Origin of the sequence: Paenibacillus montaniterrae, from assembly GCF_018403185.1 — a bacterium.
GTDB classification, from domain to species: Bacteria; Bacillota; Bacilli; order Paenibacillales; family Paenibacillaceae; genus Pristimantibacillus; species Pristimantibacillus montaniterrae.
Genome location: NZ_BOSE01000044.1, coordinates 1 through 327, shown reverse-complemented (window position 1 = coordinate 327; position 327 = coordinate 1). Strand labels below are relative to the sequence as shown.

At 49.8% G+C, this 327-nt stretch carries 1 tRNA gene and 1 rRNA gene; both read right to left on the bottom strand.

Annotated features, from left to right (window positions below):
- Window positions 1-47: 47 nt before the first annotated feature.
- Window positions 48-124, bottom strand: a tRNA-Ile gene (locus KJS52_RS27070).
- A gap of 80 nt (window positions 125-204) precedes the next feature.
- A 5S ribosomal RNA gene (gene rrf, locus KJS52_RS27065) occupies window positions 205-321 on the bottom strand.
- Window positions 322-327 lie beyond the last annotated feature (6 nt).

Sequence of the window (327 nt, the reverse complement as noted above, 5' to 3'; positions counted from 1 at the left end):
CAAAAAGTGACGTTTAAGACTACTTTTTGAATGGGTTTAAGTTGTTATGGTGGGCCTTAGTGGACTCGAACCACCGACCTCACCCTTATCAGGGGTGCGCTCTAACCAGCTGAGCTAAAGGCCCTCATCCTGTGTATTCACTTGGTATCCATTTAAGTAAGTGTTCAAAAAGTCGGACTTTTTGAACTTCCTCTTAAAGGAACCGCTTGGCGACGTCCTACTCTCCCAGGACCCTGCGGTCCAAGTACCATCGGCGCTGGAGGGCTTAACGGTCGTGTTCGAGATGGGAACGTGTGGTTCCCCTCCGCTATCGCCACCAAACGATTT